Annotated in this window: 23 protein-coding genes; 19 read left to right on the top strand and 4 right to left on the bottom strand. The window is 60.5% G+C overall.

Annotated features, from left to right (window positions below):
• The first annotated feature begins 240 nt into the window (after positions 1-240).
• The 18 genes from K7B04_RS13975 to K7B04_RS13890 all read left to right on the top strand — a co-directional run bounded on the left by K7B04_RS13975 (position 241) and on the right by K7B04_RS13890 (position 14,752).
• Complete coding sequence (locus K7B04_RS13975) at positions 241-963, top strand: beta-ketoacyl synthase chain length factor (protein WP_223802280.1); 723 nt, start codon at positions 241-243, stop codon at positions 961-963.
• On the top strand, positions 960-1,781 hold the full coding sequence (locus K7B04_RS13970) for a lysophospholipid acyltransferase family protein (RefSeq protein ID WP_163447902.1): 822 nt from the start codon (positions 960-962) through the stop codon (positions 1,779-1,781). Before K7B04_RS13975 ends, K7B04_RS13970 begins: the two co-directional genes overlap by 4 nt.
• Positions 1,756-2,013: a phosphopantetheine-binding protein gene (locus K7B04_RS13965; RefSeq protein ID WP_064548955.1), complete on the top strand. Its 258-nt coding sequence runs from the start codon at positions 1,756-1,758 to the stop codon at positions 2,011-2,013. Before K7B04_RS13970 ends, K7B04_RS13965 begins: the two co-directional genes overlap by 26 nt.
• Positions 2,014-2,024: 11 nt before the next feature.
• Positions 2,025-2,276, top strand: a complete 252-nt coding sequence (locus tag K7B04_RS13960) for an acyl carrier protein (protein ID WP_064548954.1) — start codon at positions 2,025-2,027, stop codon at positions 2,274-2,276.
• A 5-nt stretch (positions 2,277-2,281) separates the two neighbouring features.
• Complete coding sequence (locus tag K7B04_RS13955; protein ID WP_223802279.1) at positions 2,282-2,863, top strand: hypothetical protein; 582 nt, start codon at positions 2,282-2,284, stop codon at positions 2,861-2,863.
• Positions 2,860-4,218 (top strand): AMP-binding protein, encoded by a 1,359-nt coding sequence (locus K7B04_RS13950; RefSeq protein ID WP_223804166.1) that lies wholly within the window; start codon positions 2,860-2,862, stop codon positions 4,216-4,218. Before K7B04_RS13955 ends, K7B04_RS13950 begins: the two co-directional genes overlap by 4 nt.
• A complete protein-coding gene (locus K7B04_RS13945) occupies positions 4,205-4,558 on the top strand; it encodes a hydroxymyristoyl-ACP dehydratase (protein WP_223802278.1) in 354 nt (117 codons plus the stop codon). The genes K7B04_RS13950 and K7B04_RS13945 overlap by 14 nt, the downstream gene beginning before the upstream one ends.
• The gene (locus tag K7B04_RS13940) at positions 4,549-6,240 is read left to right on the top strand and encodes a glycosyltransferase family 2 protein (RefSeq protein ID WP_223802277.1); all 1,692 of its coding nucleotides are present in this window, start codon (positions 4,549-4,551) and stop codon (positions 6,238-6,240) included. Before K7B04_RS13945 ends, K7B04_RS13940 begins: the two co-directional genes overlap by 10 nt.
• 3 nt (positions 6,241-6,243) lie before the next feature.
• On the top strand, positions 6,244-6,666 hold the full coding sequence (locus K7B04_RS13935) for a thioesterase family protein (protein ID WP_163447898.1): 423 nt from the start codon (positions 6,244-6,246) through the stop codon (positions 6,664-6,666).
• Positions 6,663-7,268 carry an outer membrane lipoprotein carrier protein LolA gene (locus K7B04_RS13930; protein ID WP_223802276.1) on the top strand — a complete coding sequence of 202 codons (606 nt, stop codon included), beginning with the start codon at positions 6,663-6,665 and terminating at the stop codon, positions 7,266-7,268. Before K7B04_RS13935 ends, K7B04_RS13930 begins: the two co-directional genes overlap by 4 nt.
• Positions 7,237-9,549 carry an MMPL family transporter gene (locus K7B04_RS13925; protein WP_223802275.1) on the top strand — a complete coding sequence of 771 codons (2,313 nt, stop codon included), beginning with the start codon at positions 7,237-7,239 and terminating at the stop codon, positions 9,547-9,549. The genes K7B04_RS13930 and K7B04_RS13925 overlap by 32 nt, the downstream gene beginning before the upstream one ends.
• Positions 9,550-9,551: 2 nt before the next feature.
• The gene (locus K7B04_RS13920) at positions 9,552-10,202 is read left to right on the top strand and encodes a DUF3261 domain-containing protein (protein WP_223802274.1); all 651 of its coding nucleotides are present in this window, start codon (positions 9,552-9,554) and stop codon (positions 10,200-10,202) included.
• 1 nt (position 10,203) lies between these two features.
• Positions 10,204-11,373, top strand: coding sequence for a beta-ketoacyl-[acyl-carrier-protein] synthase family protein (locus K7B04_RS13915; RefSeq protein ID WP_223802273.1), 1,170 nt, complete (start codon positions 10,204-10,206; stop codon positions 11,371-11,373).
• Positions 11,370-11,846 (top strand): 3-hydroxy-fatty acyl-ACP dehydratase, encoded by a 477-nt coding sequence (locus K7B04_RS13910; protein WP_223802272.1) that lies wholly within the window; start codon positions 11,370-11,372, stop codon positions 11,844-11,846. The genes K7B04_RS13915 and K7B04_RS13910 overlap by 4 nt, the downstream gene beginning before the upstream one ends.
• The gene (locus tag K7B04_RS13905) at positions 11,843-12,574 is read left to right on the top strand and encodes a 3-ketoacyl-ACP reductase FabG2 (RefSeq protein ID WP_163447893.1); all 732 of its coding nucleotides are present in this window, start codon (positions 11,843-11,845) and stop codon (positions 12,572-12,574) included. The genes K7B04_RS13910 and K7B04_RS13905 overlap by 4 nt, the downstream gene beginning before the upstream one ends.
• A complete protein-coding gene (locus K7B04_RS13900; RefSeq protein WP_163447892.1) occupies positions 12,571-13,800 on the top strand; it encodes a beta-ketoacyl-ACP synthase in 1,230 nt (409 codons plus the stop codon). Before K7B04_RS13905 ends, K7B04_RS13900 begins: the two co-directional genes overlap by 4 nt.
• 1 nt (position 13,801) lies before the next feature.
• Positions 13,802-14,386: a 4'-phosphopantetheinyl transferase AcpT gene (acpT, locus tag K7B04_RS13895; RefSeq protein ID WP_223802271.1), complete on the top strand. Its 585-nt coding sequence runs from the start codon at positions 13,802-13,804 to the stop codon at positions 14,384-14,386.
• Positions 14,387-14,515: 129 nt separating this feature from the next.
• Positions 14,516-14,752 carry a hypothetical protein gene (locus K7B04_RS13890; RefSeq protein ID WP_064548925.1) on the top strand — a complete coding sequence of 79 codons (237 nt, stop codon included), beginning with the start codon at positions 14,516-14,518 and terminating at the stop codon, positions 14,750-14,752.
• A 49-nt stretch (positions 14,753-14,801) separates the two neighbouring features.
• On the opposite strand, the gene dsbG is transcribed toward K7B04_RS13890, so the two are convergent.
• From dsbG to K7B04_RS13870, 4 genes are read right to left on the bottom strand one after another with little or no spacing between them, the layout of a single operon-like run.
• Entirely contained in the window at positions 14,802-15,560 is a 759-nt protein-coding gene (dsbG, locus tag K7B04_RS13885; protein ID WP_163447890.1) for a thiol:disulfide interchange protein DsbG, read from the bottom strand.
• Positions 15,561-15,603: 43 nt separating this feature from the next.
• Complete coding sequence (locus K7B04_RS13880) at positions 15,604-16,326, bottom strand: DsbA family protein (protein WP_223802270.1); 723 nt, start codon at positions 16,324-16,326, stop codon at positions 15,604-15,606.
• Positions 16,327-16,329: 3 nt separating this feature from the next.
• Positions 16,330-18,354: a protein-disulfide reductase DsbD domain-containing protein gene (locus K7B04_RS13875; protein WP_223802269.1), complete on the bottom strand. Its 2,025-nt coding sequence runs from the start codon at positions 18,352-18,354 to the stop codon at positions 16,330-16,332.
• 47 nt (positions 18,355-18,401) lie between these two features.
• A complete protein-coding gene (locus K7B04_RS13870; protein ID WP_223802268.1) occupies positions 18,402-18,764 on the bottom strand; it encodes a hypothetical protein in 363 nt (120 codons plus the stop codon).
• 154 nt (positions 18,765-18,918) lie between these two features.
• Here K7B04_RS13870 and K7B04_RS13865 point away from each other — a divergent pair, with 154 nt between their 5' ends.
• Positions 18,919-19,872, top strand: a complete 954-nt coding sequence (locus K7B04_RS13865) for a hypothetical protein (protein WP_223802267.1) — start codon at positions 18,919-18,921, stop codon at positions 19,870-19,872.
• Positions 19,873-19,895: the final 23 nt, after the last annotated feature.

The raw sequence follows: 19,895 nt of genomic DNA, 5'->3' as shown, positions 1-19,895 counted from the left end.
TCTCATCCTCCAGTCAGTTGCGGTCGGAAAATCCGATGCCTCATCAAATGCTGGATGCCGTTTTGAATCAACGGACAGAGATGACATTAAACAGGACAAAACCGGCATCCTGGCCGGTTAGCGCGCGCGGTCACATTTGTGAGCGGCCGGGATGTCATAAGAAATCGCGTTAAGACGGCGTGGTATGGTATTTTGACGTTCACCCAAAGGCTGGTTGACTCATAAATTGGGCGCGAATGCATGAAATTATCACTCAACATCATTGACTGGCAGGCCGCTGCGCCAGGGCTCGCCAGCGATGAGCAATGGCGAGGCTGGTCGCTGCACGCACAGGCTATCGACCCATCGGCGCCGCTGGCCAAACCCACGGCGCTGCCGATGATGACCGCGCGCCGCCTCAGTTCGGGCAGCAAGCTGGCCGTTGAGTGCGGTCTGACGCTTCTGCGCCGCCAGCCGGTCGATGCCGTGTTGTTCACCAGCCGCCACGGCGAACTGGAACGCAACTTCCGTCTCCTGCAGGCGCTGGCGACGGAACAACCGCTTTCGCCGACCGATTTCGCCCTTTCGGTGCACAACTCGTCGGTCGGCAATCTGACCATTGCCGCCCAACAGCCGCTGGTCTCTTCCTCGCTTTCGGCAGGTAGAGATACGTTTCAGCAAGGGTTATGTGAAGCCATCGCCCTGATTCACGCGGGATACCGCCGCGTTTTGCTGGTCGATTTTGATGGTGAGTTGCCCGCGTTTTATCGTCCGCATTTGCCGCCGACGATGCCGACCTGGCCCTATGCCGTCGGGCTGGTGCTGGAAGCCGGGGACACATGGCGCTGCCAGACGCAGCCGGGTACCACGCAGGATGAGCCCGCGCTGCCGCAAAGCCTGCTGTTCCTCAGGCACTACCTTCAGGATGCCCGAGCCTTTACCGTCGACGGCGAGCGTATGCAGTGGTGCTGGAGCCGGACATGAGCGGGAAAAGTGGTCGTCTGAATCGCCTCTGGCGCGCCGCGATGACCGGCGTCTGTTTCGCCCTGTTTGGCGTGGGCGGTCTGCTGCTCTCGTTGATTTGGTTTAATTTATTACTGCTGGTCGTGCGCGACAAAACGCGCCGCAAGCGGCTGGCGCGGCGCAGTATCTCGGCCAGCTTTCGCCTGTTCTTAGCGGTGGTGAAAGCCGTTGGCGTGCTGGACTACCGCATTGAAAACGCCGACGCGTTGCGTGAGGATCGCGGCTGTCTGGTGGTGGCGAACCATCCTAGTCTGATTGACTACGTCATGCTGGCCTCTATCATGCCGGAAACCGATTGTCTGGTAAAAAGCGCGCTGCTGCGAAATCCCTTCGTTAGCGGCGTGATTCGCGCAGCGGATTACCTGATTAACGACCGGGCCGATATCCTGCTGCCGGCCAGCTGCCAACGCGTGCAGCAGGGCGACACAATTTTGATTTTTCCCGAAGGAACGCGTACCGTGCCGGGCGAAAAAATGACGCTCCAGCGCGGCGCGGCGAATATTGCCGTCCGCTGCGGCTGCGACATTCGCATCGTGGTGATTCGCTGTACCGAATCTATGCTAAGTAAACAGCGTAAATGGTACGATGCGCCCCCCACCCGACCCCGGTTTACCGTTACGGTGGGTGAACGGGTCAGCGTCGAGGCGTTTTATCCAACAGAAGAACAAGAACCGGCGCTGGCTGCAAGACGATTAAATCGGCACCTTTTGCTGAAATTACAAACAAATACTGAGACTGGCATAGGAATTAATGATGCAAGCGCTTCATCTCGAAATTAAGCATCTCATCATCAACACATTAAATCTGGATGAGCTTACCGTTGAGGATATCGATAGCGAGGCGGCGCTGTTTGGCGACGGACTCGGTCTGGACTCGATTGACGCCCTTGAGCTGGGTCTGGCGGTAAAAAATCAGTACGGCGTGGTGCTCTCCGCGGAAAGCGACGAGATGCGCCAGCACTTTTTCTCGGTCGCCACCCTGGCGTCTTTCATTCAATCACAGCGCGCATAAGGAGCCAGGCTATGAACGAACAACACGCAATTTACGCCGAAGTCTCCGCGCTGCTGGAGACGCTGTTTGAGATAGATCCGCAGGATATTAAGCCGGAAGCCCGTCTGTATGAAGACCTTGAGCTGGACAGCATTGACGCTATCGATATGGTCGTGCAGCTGCAAAAAAAGGTCGGTAAAAAAATTAAGCCGGAAGAGTTCAAAGCCGTTCGTACCGTGCAGGATGTGGTCGATGCGGTGGCCGGCCTGCTGAAAGAAGCGTAACCGCCGTGTCGAGCGCGCGCTCGCTGCCGTTTGTTGCCCTGATAACGGGCGCACTCCTGCTCGCCTGGCCTCTGCTGATTGGCTACGCGCTGGCGCATCATCGCCTGCAATGGCTGTTGCCGCTCATGGCGCTGCTATTTCTCCTGCGTTTTTGCCAGACCGGTCGGCAGGCCGGGCCGCTGCGCGTGGTTACGCAGATCGTCGCCGCGGCTGGCGTTACGCTGTGCGTGGCCAGCTACCTGCTGAAAACCCATCAGCTATTGCTGCTATACCCGGTGGTGGTCAACGCCGTGATGCTGGCGGTATTTGGCGGTTCGCTGTGGTCATCTATGCCGATTATTGAACGGCTGGCGCGACTGCAAGAGCCCAATTTGCCCCCGCAGGCAGTGCGCTATACCCGGCGGGTGACGCAAATCTGGAGTGGTTTCTTTATCGTTAACGGCAGCGTGGCCCTCTTTACCGTGGTGTACGGCGACATGACGCTATGGACGCTGTGGAACGGCATGATCGCCTATCTGTTGATGGGCGGGCTCATGGCGGGAGAATGGCTGATTCGCCGTCGCCTGAGAAAGCGGGGGTCTCAGTGAAGCCGCCGCTGACGCTTGCCGAATGGCTTACCGCACCCCGCCCTTCGACGACGCCCATCGTCTGGCAGCACGATCGCCTGTGGACGCTGGCGCATTTACGCAGCGACGTTGCGCGGTTGATGGCGCGCTTGCAGCACCAACAGGGCGACCGCTGGGCGCTGTGCTGTGAAGACGGTTATCGGTTTATCATCGCCCTGCTGGCGACCCTGCTCGCGGGCAAAATCCCGGTGCTCCCCGGCCATAGCCGCCCCGCGCTGCTCAATGAACAGCGCGCGCTGTTCGACGGCGTACTGAGCGATGCCCCGCTGGAGTGGCCGGGAACGCAGCTGGTAGTGGACACCGCGTCAACGCTCAACAACGTCGTTCACTTTCCGCCCTTGCGCGACGATGCCGTGATCGAGCTGTTCACCTCCGGCTCCACCGGGCAGCCCAAGCGTATCGTCAAGCCGATTGTCTGCCTCGACCGTGAGGCCGGGCTGCTGTCCGCGCAGTTTGCCGAACGCCTTGCCGGTTGTCGTGTCGTCGCGTCCGTCACGCCGCAGCATCTTTATGGCCTGACGTTTCGCATTTTCCTGCCGATGGCGCTCGGTCTGCCGTTGCATGCCACGATGCTCGCGTTCCCCGAGCAGTTGGCTGCACTGAGCCACGCGCATCGCTACGCGTTTATCAGCAGCCCGGCCTTTCTCAAACGCCTCGATCCACAGCTGGTGCCGCCGCCGTTGGCGCTGGCCCTCTCCGCTGGCGGCGTGCTGGACTGGCAGGATGCGCAGCGCAGTGCCGCCTGGCTGAAGGTCTGGCCGGATGAAATTTACGGCAGCACCGAAACCGGCGTGATCGCCTGGCGCTACCGTGAACGGGAAAATCCCCGCTGGCAGCCTTTCCCGGGTATCCATTTCGACCGGCAAGGCGCGGCGTTTCGCGTATATTCGCCGCTGATCGCCGACGTTAACGGTTTTATGCTCGAAGATGTTTTACAGCTTTCCGCGAACGGTCATTTCCATCTGCTTGGCCGCCATGGCCGGGTGGTTAAAATTGAAGAGAAACGCGTTTCACTCAGCGAAATTGAGCAACGGCTACTGACGCTGGAGGGCATTCGCGAGGCCGTGGCGCTGCCCGTCACCCGCCACGGTCGCCAGAGCGTAGGCGTGCTGCTGGTGCTGGACGATGACGCCCGTCAGCGCTGGCAAAACGGCGGCGGGAAAGCCCAGGAGCGGGCGTGGCGACGCGCGCTGCGGCCATGGCTGGAGCCGGTGGCCGTGCCGCGCTACTGGCGCATTATCGATGAAATTCCGGTTAACAGTATGAATAAGCGTGTCTATGCGCAATTGCAGGAGTTATTGCATGAAACCCCGTGAAATTGAGCGTCATCAGGCACCGCCACAGCAGCTTGAGATTGTGCTCTCTCTCGATCCCGATCTTTGCTGGTTCCAGGGGCACTTTGCCATTCAGCCCCTGCTGCCCGGCGTGGCGCAACTAGACTGGGTGATGCATTACGCCGCCACGGAGTTAGCCCCCGGCTGGCGTTTTCACAGCCTGCAGAATGTGAAATTTCAGGCTCCGCTCCTGCCATCGATGGTGGTCACGTTGACCCTGAACTGGCAGGAAGCGCGCGGGCTGCTGACGTTCAGCTACCTGCGTCACGATGGCGACGCGCGCCACACGGCCAGCAGCGGGAAGATTCGGTTATGTCGTTGACCTTTTCCCCCTGCGTGGTCATTCCCTGCTACAACCACGGCCCGATGATGGCGAGCGTGCTCGCACGCCTGCAGCCGTTTGGCCTGCCCTGCATCGTGGTCGACGACGGCAGCGATGCCGCCACCCGCGAAGCGCTGCAACAGCTGGCCGCGCAAACCGAGAACCTGACACTGATTCGGCAGGCGGAAAACGCCGGTAAAGGCGCGGCGGTGATCCGGGGGCTACAGGCGGCGGCAGCGGCGGGCTATAGCCATGCCGTCCAGCTGGATGCCGACGGTCAGCACGCGATTGAAGATATTCCCGGACTGCTGACGCTGGCGAAAGCACACCCAACGGCGCTGATTTCCGGGCAGCCGATTTACGACGACTCAATTCCCCGTTCGCGCCTGTATGGCCGCTGGGTGACCCACGTCTGGGTATGGATTGAAACGCTGTCGCTGCAGCTGAAAGACAGCATGTGCGGTTTTCGTGTCTACCCGCTTGCCCCCACGCTCCAGCTCGCTCAACGGGTGAGGCTTGGTCAGCGGATGGATTTTGATACCGAAGTGATGGTGCGGCTCTACTGGCAGGGCAACACCAGCTATTTTGTCCCGACCCGCGTGACCTATCCGTCGGACGGTCTTTCCCATTTCGATGCCTTCAAAGACAACCTGCGCATATCATGGATGCACACACGGCTGTTCCTTGGCATGCTGCCGCGCCTCCCAACACTGCTATTTCGCCGCGCCTCGCCGCACTGGGCGCGCCAGCAGGAGGTCAGAGGCTTATGGGGGATGCGCCTGATGCTGCAAGTGTGGCGCTTACTGGGACGAAAAGCCTTCACGCTGCTGCTCTACCCGGTGGTGGGCGTCTACTGGCTGACGGCCCGCCGCGCTCGCCACGCTTCACAGCGCTGGATAACGCGCGTGCGTGAACAGCTCACCGAGCGCGGCATGCCGGTGCCGAAAAACCTCACCAGCTATCAGCACTTCCTGCGTTTTGGCAACGCGATGCTCGATAAAATCGCCAGCTGGCGCGGCGCGCTGCAACCGGGCCGCGACGTGGTCTTTGCGCCTGGCGCACAAGCGACCTTAAACGGCGGCGAGGGCCGCGGCAAGCTGCTGCTGGTCTCGCATCTGGGGGATGTTGAAGTGTGTCGCGCGCTGGCGCAGCGGGAGGGCAGCACGGTTATCAACGCGCTGGTGTTCAGCGATAACGCCCAGCGCTTTAAACAGATTATGCAGGAGATGGCCCCGCAGGCCGGGATTAACCTGCTGCCGGTGACCGATATTGGCCCGGACACCGCCATGCTGCTGCAGGAAAAACTGGACCGCGGCGAGTGGATCGCCATAGTCGGCGACCGCATTGCGGTCAGTCCGCAGCGCGGCGGCCAATGGCGCGTATGCTGGAGCCGTTTTATGGGCCAGCTCGCGCCGTTCCCGCAGGGGCCGTTTATTCTCGCCGCCCTGCTGCGCTGTCCGGTCGAACTGCTGTTCGCGCTGCGCCAGCAGGGGCAGTTGCACATTCACTGTGAACCGTTTGCCGACCCGCTGCCGCTACCGCGCGCCGACCGCCAGCAGGCGCTTCAACACGCCATCGACCGCTATGCCGAACGCCTCGAGCACTATGCGCTGCAGTCACCGCTCGACTGGTTTAACTTTTTTGATTTCTGGCAGTTGCCGGATCCGCAACACAAGGAGTAAAGGGTGCTAAACGATCCCCGTTTTACGGCTGAAGTTGAGCTGACCATTCCTTTTCACGACGTCGACATGATGGGCGTCGTATGGCACGGCAACTACTTCCGCTATTTCGAAATCGCCCGCGAAGCGCTGCTAAACCAGTTCAACTACGGCTATCGGCAGATGAAAGCCTCCGGCTTCCTGTGGCCGGTGGTCGATACCCGCGTGAAGTACCGTCACCCGCTGACCTTCGAGCAGCGCATTCGCGTCCGCGCGCGAATCAACGAGTTTGAGAACCGCCTGCGCATCAACTACGACATTTTCGATGCCGAAAGCGGCCAGCGCGCCACCAGCGGCTACACCATCCAGGTGGCGGTGGACGACGCCAGCGGCGAGATGTGCTTCGTCAGCCCGGATATTCTGTTTGAACGTATGGGGGTCACGCCATGAGATGGCTGCCGCTGCTGGCGCTATTGATAAGCCCGTTTGTCAGCGCACTGACGCTCGACACGCTGCAACAACGCTTTACCGAACAGCCGGTGATTCGCGCGCACTTCGACCAGACCCGGACCATCAAGGATCTGCCGCAGCCGCTGCGTTCTCAGGGGACGATGCTGATTGCCCGCGATCGGGGGCTGCTGTGGGATCAAACCAGCCCGTTCCCGATGCAGCTCCTGCTCGATGACAAACGTATGGTGCAGGCCATTAACGGCCAGCCGCCGCAGACCATCACCGCGGAAAACAACCCGCAGATGTTCCAGTTTAACCACCTGCTGCGCGCGCTGTTCCAGGCCGATCGCGCCGTGCTTGAGCAAAACTTCCGCGTCGATTTTAAAGACCAGGGCGCAGGCCGCTGGACGCTGAGCCTGACGCCAACCACGACGCCGCTGGATAAAATCTTCGCCACCATTGATTTGGCCGGTAAAGACTATCTGCAGCGCATTGTGCTCAACGATAAACAGGGCGATCGCACCGATATTGTCCTCTCTCAACACCAGCTGACGCCCGCCCAACTGACCGATGACGAACGCCAACGCTTTGCCGCCCAGTAAACGCCCGGCGCTGCTGTGGGCTTTCTGCTGTCTGCTGATGCTGGCGGCGCTGCTGACGCTGCTGCCGAAAGCGCGGCTGAACAGCAGCGTGCTGGCCATGCTGCCGAAACAGGCAATGGGCGCGATTCCGCCGAGCCTTAACGACGGGTTTATGCAGCGCCTCGACCGTCAGCTGGTCTGGCTGGTCAGCCCCGGCAAACAGGACGACCCGCAGGTCGCCCGCGACTGGCTGGCGCTATTGGAAAAATCGCAGGCGCTGGCGGAAGTCAAAGGCCCGATGGATGCCGACAGCCAGCAAGCCTGGGGTGATTTTTTCTGGCAGCACCGTAACGGCTTGATTGACCCGGAGACCCGCGCGCGGCTGCAAAACGGCGGCGCAGCGCAGGCGCAGTGGATCCTCTCCCAGCTCTATTCGGCCTTCTCCGGCGTGAGCGGCAAAGAGCTGCAAAACGACCCGCTGATGCTGATGCGCGGCGCGCAGCTGGCGATGGCGAAAAATGGCCAGCGGCTAAGACTGATGGACGGCTGGCTGGTGACGCAGGATGGCGACGGACGCTACTGGTATCTGCTGCACGGCGAGCTGTCCGGTTCGTCGTTCGACATGCAGCAAACGCACCGGCTGGTAACCACGCTGAGCGCGCTGGAAAGCGAGCTGAAGGCCCGTCATCCGCAGGCACAGCTGCTGTCGCGCGGGACGGTGTTTTACAGCGACTACGCCAGCCAGCAGGCGAAGCAGGATATCTCAACGCTCGGCACAGCAACGATACTCGGCGTAGTGCTGTTGATCCTTCTCACTTTCCGCTCGCTGCGCCCGCTGCTGCTGTGTCTGACCTCCATCGCCATCGGCGCGCTGGCGGGCACCGTGGTCACGCTGTTGGCGTTCGGCGAGCTGCACCTGATGACGCTGGTGATGAGCATGAGCATTATCGGTATTTCCGCCGACTACACGCTCTACTATCTGACCGAGCGCATGGTGCATGGCGCGGAAGCCTCGCCGTGGCAAAGCCTCGCCAAAGTGCGTAACGCGCTGCTGCTGGCGCTGCTGACCACCGTGGCGGCGTATCTAATCATGATGCTCGCCCCCTTCCCCGCTATTCGGCAGATGTCGGTATTTGCCGCCGTCGGCCTTTCCGCCTCCTGTCTGACGGTGATTTTCTGGCATCCGTGGCTGTGTCGTGGTTTGCCGGTGCGCCCGATTCCGGCGCGGGGGCTGATGCTGCGCTGGTTGGCCGCATGGCGACGCAACCGAAAACTGTCCGTCGGCCTGCCGGTGGCGCTGGCGATTTTCTCGCTGGCGGGCCTCGCCGCGTTGCGCGTCGATGACGATATCTCGCAGCTTCAGGCGCTGCCGCAGCACATTCTGGCGCAGGAAAAAGCGATTACCGCGCTAACCGGGCAGCGCGTCGATCAAAAATGGTTTGTGGTTTACGGCACTTCTGCACAGCAAACGCTGGAGCGGCTGGAAGGGTTTATTCCCGCGCTGGAGCAGGCGAAAGAGCGCGGCTGGATGAGCGGCTATCGCACTCTTCCACTGAATTCCCTCGCCCGGCAGCAGCAGGACCTCAAGGCGTTGCAAACCGCCGCGCCCGCCATCGCTCAGGCGCTAGGCCGTGCCGGGATCTCCATGGTGAATCCGGACCTCAAACCTATGCCGGTGACGGTCGATAGCTGGCTGAGCAGCCCGGCCAGTGAAGGCTGGCGTCTGCTGTGGCTGACGCTGCCCAACGGTGAAAGCGGCGTGCTGGTACCCGCTGAAGGGGTCAAAGAAAGCGCGGCGCTGGATGCGCTGAGTAAAAAACAGCCTGGCGTGGCGTGGGTGGATCGTAAACACACTTTCGATGCACTGTTCGCGCTCTATCGCCATATTCTGACCGGCCTGCTGGGCGTGGCGCTGGCGGTGATTGCCTGCGGCGCAATCGCCCGCCTCGGCTGGCGGAAAGGGGTCATCAGCCTGGTCCCCTCACTGCTGTCATTAGGCTGTGGGCTGGCGGTGCTGGCGTTCAGTGGACATCCGCTGAACCTGTTCTCGCTGCTGGCGCTGGTGCTGGTGTTGGGGATCGGTATTAACTACACCCTATTTTTCAGCAACCCGCGCGGCACGCCGCTGACGTCGCTGCTGGCAATTACGCTGGCGATGCTGACGACACTGCTGACGCTTGGCATGCTGGTCTTTAGCGCCACGCAGGCCATCAGCAGTTTCGGTATCGTGCTGGTGAGCGGCATTTTCACCGCCTTTCTGCTATCGCCGCTGGCGATGCCGACGAAAAGAGAGAAGAAATAACGATGATGACAGCGACCTTTTTTGCCGGATGGCGGCGTCGCCTTATCCGGCCTACAGCGTACCGCGACGCGTGTCGCCATCCGGCAATCCGCGCCCTTTTTCTGATCGGCACTCTGCTGCTGACCGCTTGCAGCCACACGCCACCGGCGCCATCCGCTCGCCCGCAGGCGTGGCTGGAGCCGGGAACCCGCGTGACCCTACCGACGCCGGGCATCTCCCCGGCGCTCAGTTCTCAGCAGTTGCTGACCGGCAGCTTCAACGGTCAGACCCAGTCGCTGCTGGTCATGCTGAACGCCGATGATAAAAAACTCACCCTCGCGGGCCTGTCGTCGGTCGGTATTCGTCTGTTTCTCGCCACCTACGACGAACACGGGCTGCACACCGAGCAGTCGATCGTTGCGCCACAGCTGCCGCCCGCCAGCCAGGTACTGGCCGACGTGATGCTCAGCCACTGGCCCATCAGCGCCTGGCAGCCGCAGTTGCCCGCCGGCTGGACGTTGACCGACAGCGGCGATAAGCGCGAGCTGCGCAACGCCCGTGGTAAGCTGGTGACCGAAATCACCTACCTCAACCGCCACGGCAAACGTGAGCCAATCAGCATTGCGCAGCACGTTTTTAAATACCACATCACCATTCAATATCTGGGTGACTGAGATGATCTATATTTCGGCAGTCGGCATGATCAATGCGCTGGGCAACACGCTCGATGAGATCGCCGCGAACCTGACGCGCGGCGTGGCCCCCGGCATGCGCCCAAGAACCGGCTGGCTTCAGGGACATCCCGAGGCAGTGCTGGGCGGCGTCGACGGCGAGCTGCCCGTCATTGCTGATACCTTTCGCGACCACCGCTCGCGCAACAACCAGCTGCTGCTGGCCGCGCTGGCGCAGATTCAGCCGCAGGTGGATGCCGCCATCACGCAGTATGGCCACGAGCGGGTTGCCGTGGTGCTCGGAACCAGCACCTCCGGACTGGATGAGGGCGACGCACACGTCAACCTGACCCTGAACGGCGAAGCCAGCACCGCGTGGCGCTATCCGCAACAGGAGCTGGGCGACCCGTCGCGCTTTCTCAGCCACTGGTTAGCGCTCGACGGCCCGGCGTTTACCCTTTCAACCGCCTGCTCCTCCAGCGCCCGCGCGATCATCAGCGGTCGTCGTCTGATTGAGGCCGGACTGGCGGACGTGGCGATCGTCGGCGGCGCGGACACCCTGAGCCGGATGCCGATTAATGGTTTCCACAGCCTGGAATCGCTCTCCACCACGCGGTGCCAGCCGTTTGCTCAGGATCGTTGCGGCATCACCATCGGTGAAGGCGCGGCGTTGATGCTGCTGACGCGTGAGCCGCAGCCTATCGCGCTGCTGGGCGTCGGCGAGTCGAGCGATGCTTACCATATTTCCGCGCCGCATCCCCAGGGCGAGGGCGCGATTCGCGCGATTCAGCAAGCGCTCAACGACGCGGAGATGGCCGCTGCCAATATCGGCTACATTAATCTCCACGGCACCGCAACGCCGCTGAACGATCGGATCGAATCTCGCGTGGTGAACGCGCTGTTTGGCGAAGCGGTGCCCTGTAGTTCCACCAAGCACCTGACCGGCCACACGTTGGGCGCGGCAGGCATCACCGAGGCGGCGCTCAGCATGTTAATATTACAACGAAATTTACCGCTTCCTGCCCAGGACTTTAGCCTGTCGCCGCGCGACCCGGCACTGGCACCCTGCGGGATTATTACGCAGCCGCAGACGCTGAAGCGCCCGGTTATCCTGTCAAATTCGTTCGCGTTTGGCGGCAACAACGCCAGCATCCTGCTCGGGAGGGTTTCATGAGCCGCTATTTATCACCCGGCGACTATCTGCCGCACGACGCCCCGATGCAGCTGCTGGAAGAGGTGGTGAGCGTGACCGAGGAAACCGCCATGTGCCGCGTCGCCGTGACTTCCGACGGCGTGCTGGGGCCGTATCTCGATCCGCAAGGAAACCTCCCCGGCTGGTTCGCGCTGGAGCTGATGGCGCAGACCGTCGGCGTGTGGTCCGGCTGGCATCGTCAGCAGAAAGGGCTGGAGGCGATGGCGCTGGGGATGGTGCTCGGCGCCCGTGAGCTGGTTTGCGCCGCGGGCGCGTTGCCAGGCGGAAAAACGCTTTCTGTCGCCATCAGCCGTCTGATGCAGGACGAACGTTTCGGCAGCTTTGAATGCACAATTCATGTCGGCGCGGAGCCGCTGGCATCGGGTCGTGTGAATACCTTCCAGCCGACGGCGGAAGAACTTCATTCTCTCTTTCAACAAGGAGCGTGCTCATGAGTCGTTCAGTTTTAGTGACCGGTGCCAGCAAGGGGATCGGGCGCGCCATCGCCCAAAAGCTGGCGACGGAAGGTTTTGTGGTCGGCGTTCATTATCACCATGACGAGGCCGGCGCGCAGGAGACATTGGAAGCGATTCACGCCCTTGGTGGCACGGGTCGTTTGCTGCAATTTGACGTCGCAAATCGTGCGCAGTGCCGCACGGTGCTGGAGCAGGATATTGCGGCGCATGGCGCATGGTACGGCGTGGTGAGCAATGCTGGCATAACGCGCGACGCCGCCTTCCCGGCGCTCGGCGATGACGACTGGGATGCAGTGATCCACACCAATCTCGACAGTTTCTACAACGTCATTCAGCCCTGTATTATGCCGATGATTAGCGCGCGCCAGGGAGGACGCATTATCACGCTCTCTTCCGTCTCTGGCGTGATGGGCAACCGGGGCCAGGTGAACTACAGCGCCGCCAAAGCGGGCATTATTGGCGCCACCAAAGCGCTGGCGATAGAGCTGGCAAAACGCAAAATCACCGTCAACTGCATTGCGCCGGGCCTTATCGATACCGGCATGCTGCAGATGGAAGAGACGGCGCTGAAAGAGGCCATGGCCGCTATCCCGATGAAACGCATGGGACAGGCGGACGAAGTGGCCGGGCTGGCCGCTTATCTGATGTCAGATATTGCCGGTTACGTGACTCGCCAGGTTATTTCCATTAATGGAGGGATGCTATGACGCGCCGCGTGGTGATTACCGGGATGGGCGGCGTCACCGCCTTTGGCGATAACTGGCAGGACGTTTCCACCCGGCTGCTGGCCTACGAAAACGCCGTACGGTATATGCCGGAATGGCAGGAATTCGACGGGCTGCAAACGCTGCTGGGCGCGCCGATAGAAGACTTCAGGCTGCCGGACCATTACACCCGTAAACGCATCCGCGCGATGGGCCGCGTGTCGCTGCTGTCGACGCGGGCCACCGAGCTGGCGCTGGAGCAGGCGGGTTTGCTCGACGATAAGGTGCTGACTAATGGTGAAACCGGGATTGCCTATGGTTCCTCAACCGGCAGCACCGGCCCGATGAGCGAATTCGCCACCATGCTGACCGAGAAGCACACCAATAACATTACCGCCACCACCTACGTGCAGATGATGCCGCACACCACCGCCGTGAATACCGGCCTGTTCTTTGGCCTGCGCGGGCGGGTTATCCCCACCTCCAGCGCCTGTACCTCGGGCAGCCAGGCGATTGGCTACGCGTGGGAAGCCATCCGCCACGGTTACCAGACCGTGATGGTCGCGGGTGGCGCAGAGGAACTGTGCCCCTCAGAAGCGGCGGTCTTTGATACGTTGTTCGCCACCAGCCAGCGCAATGACCAACCGAAAACAACTCCCTCCCCGTTCGACGAGAAACGCGACGGTCTGGTGGTGGGTGAAGGTGCCGGAACGCTCATTCTTGAAGAACTGGAGCACGCAAAAGCGCGCGGCGCGACCATCTTCGGCGAGATCGTCGGCTTTGCCACCAACTGCGATGCCGCCCATATCACCCAACCCCAGCGCGAAACCATGCAAATCTGTATGGCGCAGTCGCTGAAAGTGGCAGGCTTAAGTCCGCAGGATATCGGCTATATTTCGGCCCACGGCACCGCAACGGATCGCGGCGATCTTGCCGAAAGCCAGGCAACCGCCGCGCTGTTCGGCGACCGCGTCCCCTTTTCCTCGTTGAAAGGTTATTTTGGTCACACCCTCGGCGCCTGTGGCGCGCTGGAGGCCTGGATGAGTCTGCAGATGATGCGCGAAGGCTGGTTTGCGCCCACGCTCAACCTGCGGCATCCGGATGAAAACTGCGGTGCGCTGGACTACATCATGGCGAAGGCCCGCCGGGTGGATTGTGAGTTCCTGCAGAGTAATAACTTTGCCTTCGGCGGCATCAACACCTCGATGATTATTCAACGCTGGCCCTGAAATGTACCGGCTTTATCTGGGGAACATTCCGGCCTTAAGCGCCATTCCGCTCGCCGCAGAAATTATGGCGGCGGCACCGCCGGGCGCAAGACGCGCCGCCTGGCTGGCGGGTCGGGCGCTACTTTGCCACGTCTGCTCGCCGCTGCCGGAGATTATCTATGGCGAGCAGGGAAAACCGGCGTTTGGGGGGGAGCAGGCGCTGTGGTTCAACCTGAGCCACAGCGGCGACAACATCGCCCTGCTACTCAGCGATGAAGGGGAAGTGGGCTGCGATATTGAGGTTATCCGCCCGCGCCCGCGCTGGCCATCGCTGGTCAGCGCGTTTTACAGCGACCGCGAACAGGCGGAAATTGCCGCCGAACGCCCGGAACACCAGCTCGCCGCCTTCTGGCGCATCTGGACTCGGAAAGAGGCTATCGTGAAGCAGCGCGGCGGCGGCGTATGGCGGATGGCCGACATCGACAGTACGCAGCCTGCGACGCATTTTATTGCTCATTGCCAGCAAAATGCGCTCAGTCTGGCCGTCTGTACGCCAACACCGCTCAACATTCAGGACATAATTGTCGACATCAGCCCACAACGTTGATTTTGGTCAACTCCACGCCTACGCATAAGCTGCATTTTATGCGCACTTTATATTTACAGGGTGAATAGTTCATTGGTATTACGACTCGAACAAATGTTTGTCCGGCCCGCCAGCCTGTGGGGTTGGCTGATGTGCAACGCGCTTAACGGCATTGCTATCGTGCTCTGTTTTAGCGCCGTCAGCGCCTGTGTTGGCATCCGGGAATCGGTATGGCATATCGTCGTCACGCTGGCGATTATTGTCTCCACCTTTTACAGCGCCAACTATTTCTCCGCGCTGGAATCTCGCAACGACAAGCGGCGCTATTTTTTGTTAGCCTGGGTCATCGTGACCGTGTTACTGAATTTTATCCACGTCTGGGGCTAAATGGGCGCCGGAGGGGTCACCCCCGCCCCAGCGCGCATGTTGCTATGACTTAGGGGCGTGGGCCGAACATGTCAATCAGTTGCTTTTCATCCGGCATGCCGACCACCTGCTGCAGCTCATTTTTATCATTCATATAATAAATGGCCGGTGTCGCGCTCGCCCCCAGATCATCCATCAGCTTCTGGTGCTGCTGGAGCAAATTGAAGGTTTCACGCGGCGTGGTGCCCGTAAACGGCGGCAGTTTTTTGCCGCCAGAGAGCTCATACTCCCGCCAGGCCGCCACCGGGTCATCGGCGTTCAGAATGGCCGTGGCGTTACGCCCGCTTTGTGGGTTGAGGAACGCCACCAACAGCGTATTGAGCTGCACTTTACCCGCCGCCACCCAGGGCTGGGCCGCCGACCAGAACGTTTTGCAATACGGACAGAACGGATCGGCGAAGACCACCACCTTGCGTTCCGCCGTATCGGCCCCCTCTTTCAGCGCGTGAGCGCTGTTGAGCTTTTGCCACATCTCCCGGCCCATCGGGATATAAATTTCGCTTTTGAAATAGTCTTCACTCAGGTTTTTACCTTTATCGTCATAAAGATAACCGGACACCACGTGCTTGCCATCCGGCGTCAGAAACAGCGTCACGCCCATATCCTGATACTGACCGACCCAGCTTTTCATGCCGCCGGGGGCGTCTATCTCTTTGACTATCGTGATGTTCTGCTGCTCGCTAAAGCGTTTTACAATGTCGGGCAGCGGCGCGCTGGCAAAGGCCAGCGTCGGGATTAAGGATAACGCCATCAGCGCGATCGGTTTCATACTCGTCTCTCCTTAACGCGGGGGAGTCCCCCCGCGAGTCAATTTACTGTTTTTTCAGCGCTTCGCTGACCATTGCGTCAAATTGTTCATACGGGATCCAGCCCGACAGCAGTTCGCCGCCAATCAGCGTGGCGGGCGTGCCCTGAATCCCAAGCTGCTGCGCGACCGCCAGGCTTTTCTTCAGCGTTTCCAGGCTTTGTTCATCGGGCTTATCCACCACCACTGCGGCTTTCTTTTTCGCTTCAGCAATACTGGCATCATCGTGATAGCCCTTTCTCGCCATCAGGATATCGTTGAAGCGGAGGAACTGCTCAGGGTGCGTACGCCACACGGTCAGCGCATCGCGTGCCGAGGTGACCGAACTTTCAGCGCGGTAAGGCAGAAACTTAAACACCACCGCCACGTCGGGGTATTTCGCCACGATCTTTGCCAGATACGGGTCAAATTTCTTGCAGTAAGGGCAGTTGTAATCGGTAAACACGACCAGCGTCAACCGGGGATGCGTCGCCCCGAAGCGCGGAGAGTTCGGGTCATTGAAGAGAAAGTCCTGGTGTTGCTTAAGGACCGTCTGCAACTGCTCGCGATCGGCCTGCGCGCTCTGCTGGTCGAGCTTTTCCGCCGCCGCGGCGAGGATTTCCGGATGGTTAAGCAAGGTCTCCTGCACCAGTTCCTGGACGCGCGCTTCCTGTGCGGGCGTCAGCGGCGGCGCGGCGAAGGCGCGCAACGAAGCAAGGAGCAGTAAGCCAAAAATCAGCGTGTTTTTCATGGGTTATTCACCTTTAACAGGGTTCAGGGCGCTCAGCAGGATCTTTTTGTCCAGCAGCGGCGGGAGGATCTCGCCGGTGGTTTGCCCCGGCCTGTAGACTTCATTGAAGGGGATGGCGAAGCGGTTACGTTTTTGCAGGAAAGCAGCGATGGCATCTGAGGGTTGGCTCCAGTCACCGCGTAGGGCTACCACATCAGGCGCATTCAGCGCGGCGATAATCTCCGGCTGATTCAATACCCGTATTTCATTCACTTTGCAGGTCACGCACCAGTCTGCCGAGATATCGACAAAGACCCGCTTCCCGTCCGCGACGGCCTGTGCAATTGCCGCTTCACTCAAGGGTTGCCAGCGGATCGCCGTTTCAGCCCTGGCCGCAGGCGAAGCCTGGAGGATCCCATGCAGCTGGTAACCGCTTAAGGCCGCCAGCAAAACCAGAACCACAAAGAAACTCGCTCCCCGACGTTGGGTTACGAAGATAAAAGCGAACAGCGCCAGCAGCGTGAGCGTCAGCACCATAACCCCGCTGATTCTGTCGCCGATATGCTGGGCAAGCAGCGTCGCCAGCCAAAGGCTGGAGGCCAGCATCATCAATGCGAGCAGCGTTTTCACCCCGTTCATCCAGCGTCCTGGGCGCGGCAGCAGCAAGGCGATTTTCGGCACCATTGCCACCAGCAGCCACGGGAGGGCCATACCGATACCGAGCGCGATAAAAATAAGCCACAGCGTCGTCAGCGGTGCGCCCAGCGCAAAGGCGACAGCGGTACCGAGAAACGGTGCCGAACACGGCGTCGCCAGCAGCGTGGCAAAGACCCCTTCAAAGAAGCTGCCCAGCGTACCGTTGCCCCCTGCCGTCGCCATTCTGTCCGTCATCGTCGATGGCAACAGCACGTTGAACACGCCGAACAGATTGAGCGCAAACACAAAGGTGACGGCCACCATCAGGCCGATAAACCACGGGTTCTGGAACTGAATGCCCCAGCCGAGTGCCGCCCCCGTCAGCTTCAGCGCGGAGACCATCGCCGCCAGCAGCGCAAAGGAGAACAGGATCCCCGCGCTGGTCGCCAGAAAGCGTAGCCGGATCTTGCGCCTGTCCGTACCGGCATGCAGCACCGCGCTGAGCTTCATCCCCAGTACCGGCAGCACGCAGGGCATCAGATTGAGGATCAGACCACCGAGCAGCGCAAACAGCAGCATCTGGCTCAGGCCGGTCGCCGTGTCATCGTGCAATGCAGCGCTATCAGGGCCGACTGTGAGGGTCGTTTGCTGTGCCCGGTCATGATTGGTGAGCACAAAGGAGAGCGTTTTCCCCGCCAGCGTCGCGGGAACTTCACCCCATTCGTCGGTGACCGGTACGGTCACGGTCAACGCCTTGCCGCGCGTTTGCACCTGAGGCTCTCCGGGCAAAATGCCCCCGTCCAGCGGGTCGAAATAGATTTCCGGCGAGCGCCATTCGTCCGGCGTTGTTCCGCTAATCACCAGCTGCTTCCCTGCCAGATGTGCGCTGAGATCGGCGGAAACGCCGCTGCTGGCCGGAACCGTCCGCATCGCCTGTTCGAAGTCGTCCTGGAAGGTTTCGTCGGTAGGATGATTAAGATTAAGTTGCAGCGGGTAGTCTGTTAACAAGCAGACGTTGCTACAGGTGGACAGCGTGAGCGTTCCAGCCAGCGTATCCCCGAGGTTCCCGGTGATGATCATCGGAATCGCCACCCGCCGATGGTAGCCTTGCGTGGTGAGCCCGGAAATGTCAAAGCGCGACGGCACCGGCCAGTACCACTGCGCCTTCTCGCCGTTCTGCCAGACTATCTCGGGCGCAACGCCCCCTTCCCCCGGCGAGCGCCAGTAGGTTTTCCAGCCGGACTGAAGTTCAACGGTCAGCAGACCGTACACTCGGCCCTCGCCTCTTTCGGCCTGGAAACGAATGCGAGCGTGATCGTTTTGCGGGGAGGTTAACCACCCGCTATCCGCTGCGTGGGCAATGCCCGCGCAGCTGAGCAACAGGAGGAGGAATCCCCTGAAGATATTCAACATGTGTTTTCTCCGTAAATGAAAAATTAAATCGCTAAGACGACGATGTTTTATTCACGGAAAACGCAGTTTTTGAGGTGTATTCGTAAGGTTGGCGGTCGCCGTGGCACGTCGCGAAAGACAAACGCGCGCACTTCGACAAACAGCGGCATCAGGGCCAGGAAGAGGATAACGGCGGGGAGCGCGCCGTCAAAGAACATCGGCTGGGCGCACAGTAGCGAGCTGGCGCTCAGCTGACACGGCGACGGGCCAAGTTCCGCTTCCGGCGTCACCGGGCTGGAGAAGACCTGAACCGGGTTGCTGGCCTGCGCAAGAAAATGGTGCAGATAGACAGCCCGTTGGACCAGGCAGATAGCCATCGCCAGACAGGTCATCATCAACAGCCATTTTGCTACCAGCGGACGATTATGCATTATTCACCCAATCAATCAGGACCGACGAATCATAAACAATACTCAATGATCCGCAAGGGGGTGAGTGTAAGGTTTTGTCTGCTCCACCGCTGCGCTGAGCAAGAAATCCTGCTCTATAGTTAATCTATCTTCTCTGGTTGAGGCTGCTCGCACCATGATTGCAGCATATCCCGTCATCACCCTACTCCTGCTCGCGTCGCTGACATTCAGCCCGGATGCCGTAGCGGCGGAGGGCCAGCGGATCAAGCAGCGCGCCGACGCGGTGCTGACCTTAATGAGCTTTATGATCGTGCCAGATATCACCGCCAGCGATCTCAATATTGGCTCCGGTTCCGATGATAAAACCGAGCTCTCCATTACCCAGTTTGGCGGCGGCGCGACCATGGGGGAGTCCTTTCCATTGTATCTGGAAGGCGCATTGGGCTACAGCCGTTATGATCCGCAGTTTGTGATCAGCGACGGCGACCAGAGTCGACGTATTCCTACCAAATGGAACAGCCTGACCACCACCGGCGGTATCGGCTGGGATTTCAACCTGCACCGCGACCGCTGGGGAGGCAATCTGGTGCTGCGTCCCATCGCCAACGTCATGCTCGGCACCATGGCCAGCGATCTGCGCGTGGGCGCCTGGGCGCTGGAGCGGCATAAAAACGCCGATTACGATTTCCTCGACGGCGGCCGACTCAATGCCTACGGGCTGGGCGGTTCGTTGATGCTCGACTATGAACTTCTCTCCCCTGCGCAGGATATCGATGTGGAGTTGCGCTACACGGGAATGAATCTGCAAACCTTCGGCAGCACCTCTCGTGCCGTTGAAGGAAGCGCCACGGCGCAAAATCTGGGGCTGTATCTGCGCCGCCGTGCGCCATTGTTCGACTGGACGCTGCTGAAAAGCCCGGTGCGCTATGTGCTGGAGGGCGCGCACACCGAATACCTCGGCGAGCAGCGCGGCAAGCTCGGCTTCGATAGCCTGAGCTCGGTGGGACTGGGCATTGAAATGGACAGCAGCAAGTACCCGGTCTTTATTACCCGAACGCGGCTGGTGGCGCGCTATATGTTCGGCAACGGCACCAGCGGCTATGGCGTAGGGCTGGCAATGAGCTTTTAATGACCATCGCCACCCGCCACGTT

The sequence above is a fragment of the Kluyvera sp. CRP genome, assembly GCF_019930565.1.
GTDB lineage: Bacteria > Pseudomonadota > Gammaproteobacteria > Enterobacterales > Enterobacteriaceae > Kluyvera > Kluyvera georgiana_A.
Note: the sequence above shows the minus strand (reverse complement) of the source record. Positions and strands in the feature narration are given on the sequence as shown.